We start from the raw sequence: 2,263 nt of genomic DNA, 5'->3' as shown, positions 1-2,263 counted from the left end.
GAAGTTCATGGGCTGACCGGGTACCGGTCCCGGACCGGCCCGTACGTCGCGAGGGGCGCTCTTCCACCGGGAGGGCGCCCCTTGCGCGTGCCGGTGCCCGGACGGTGTCGTACCGTCCCGGTATGACCAACCCCGCTCCGTCGCGCAGGTCGCCGGACCAGCCCTGGCGCACCGAGGGCGCCCCGGAGGAGCCGCCGCGGCCGCCCTCCGGCGGGCGCGGGATGCGCGGCGGCTGGTGGCGGCTGATCCTCACCGCGCTGATCGTGTACCTGATCGCCAACCTGGTGCTGTCGTACGTCGACCAGGCGAACGAGCCGACGATCTCGTACACCGAGTTCAGCCGGCAGGTGGACGCCGGCAACGTCGACAAGATCTACGCCAAGGGCGACTCCATCCAGGGCCAGCTCAAGAAGGAGCGGAAGAACCCCGAGGGCGGCGGCGGATACACCAAGTTCAACACCGAGCGGCCGTCCTTCGCGCACGACGACCTGTGGGCGGGCCTGACCCGGCACAAGGTCACCGTCACGGCCGAGCCGGTCGTCCAGCACCGCAGTTTTCTCGCCAACCTGCTGATCTCGCTGGCGCCGATGCTGCTGCTGATCGCGGTGTGGGTGTTCATCGCGCGGCGGATGAGCGCGGGGCTCGGCGGTGCGGGCGGGATGCTCGGCCGCAAGGCGCCGCCGAAGCCGGTGGAGCTGGTGCCGGGGGAGAGGCGGACCACGTTCGCCGACGTGGCCGGCATCGACGAGGTCGAGGCCGAGCTGAACGACGTGGTCGACTTCCTGAAGAACCCCGACGCCTACCGCCGGATGGGTGCCAAGATGCCCCGGGGTGTGCTGCTCGCGGGTCCGCCCGGCACCGGCAAGACGCTGCTGGCGCGGGCGGTGGCCGGCGAGGCGGGCGTGCCGTTCTTCTCCGCCTCGGCCTCGGAGTTCATCGAGATGATCGTGGGCGTGGGCGCCTCCCGGGTGCGGGAGCTGTTCGCGGAGGCCCGCAAGGTGGCGCCGTCGATCATCTTCATCGACGAGATCGACACCATCGGGCGGGCGCGCGGCGGCGGGGCGTCGATGGGCGGGCACGACGAGCGCGAGCAGACGCTGAACCAGATCCTCACCGAGATGGACGGCTTCTCCGGCTCGGAGGGCGTGATCGTGATCGCGGCCACCAACCGCGCCGACATCCTCGACCCGGCCCTGACCCGGCCGGGCCGCTTCGACCGGGTGGTGCAGGTCTCGCCGCCGGACCGGGGCGGGCGCGAGGCCATCCTGCGGATCCACACCCGGGACATCCCGCTCGCCGACGACGTCGACCTCGCCCGGGTGGCCCGTACGACACCGGGCATGACGGGCGCGGAGCTGGCGAACCTGGCCAACGAGGCCGCGCTGCTCGCCGTCAAGCGGGGGCAGCCGCGGGTGACCCGCTCCGACCTGTCCGAGGCGCTGGAGAAGGTGCAGCTGGGGGCGGAGCGTTCGCTGGTGATGCCGGAGGAGGAACGCCGGCGCACCGCGTACCACGAGAGCGGGCACGCGCTGCTGGGCATGCTGCAGCCGGGCGCCGACCCGGTCCGCAAGATCACGATCGTGCCGCGCGGCCGGGCGCTGGGCGTCACGCTGTCGACGCCGGAGTCGGACAAGTACGCGTTCACCGAGGAGTACCTGCGCGGCCGGATCATCGGCGCGCTGGGCGGGATGGCGGCCGAGCAGGTGGTCTACGGCGTGATCACCACGGGTTCGGAGAGCGACCTGGAGCAGGTCACCAACATCGCCCGGGGCATGGTGTCGCGCTGGGGCATGAGCGCGCGGGTCGGCAGGCTGTCCGCGCTGCCGAACGACGCGCAGCAGGCCTACGGCCTCGCCGCCGCCCCGCAGACCCTCGACGTGATCGACGCGGAGATGCGGCGGATCGTGGACGAGTGCTACGCGCAGGCGTGCCGCAAGCTCGACGACCACCGGGGGCAGCTCGACGCGCTCGCGCACGCCCTGCTGGAGAACGAGACGCTGGAGGAGGCGGACGCGTACCGCATCGCCGGGATCACCCGCCTGGGCAAGGAGCCCGACACCTAGGGGACCCGGGCGACCAGGTAGCGGAAGACGTTCGGCATCCAGACGGTGCCGTCCGGGCGGCGGTGCGGGTGCAGCGCCTCCGTCAGCTCCTTGTCGACCTGCCGGGCGTCGGTCGCCGTGATCGCCGCGTCGAACAGGCCGGTCGACAGCAGCCCCCGTACGGCGCTGTCGAGGTCGGCGTAGCCGAACGGGCAGGCGAC

The 2,263-nt window shown here is 72.4% G+C and carries 1 protein-coding gene and 1 pseudogene; one reads left to right on the top strand and one right to left on the bottom strand.

The genetic code is table 11. The annotated features are described in order from the left end of the window. Nucleotides 1–122 precede the first annotated feature (122 nt). On the top strand, nt 123–2,063 hold the full coding sequence (gene ftsH, locus H5J33_RS31900; RefSeq protein ID WP_181798222.1) for an ATP-dependent zinc metalloprotease FtsH: 1,941 nt from the start codon (nt 123–125) through the stop codon (nt 2,061–2,063). Here ftsH and H5J33_RS31895 read toward each other — a convergent pair. Then, nucleotides 2,060–2,263, bottom strand: a pseudogene (locus H5J33_RS31895) (SAM-dependent methyltransferase); the annotation flags it as partial. The gene ftsH and the pseudogene H5J33_RS31895 sit on opposite strands and share 4 nt — an antisense overlap.

Origin of the sequence: Streptomyces sp. WELS2, from assembly GCF_013870595.1 — a bacterium.
Classification (GTDB): domain Bacteria; phylum Actinomycetota; class Actinomycetes; order Streptomycetales; family Streptomycetaceae; genus Streptomyces.
The sequence above is the reverse complement of the archived record's forward strand: the minus strand, read 5'-3'. Positions and strand labels throughout refer to the sequence as shown.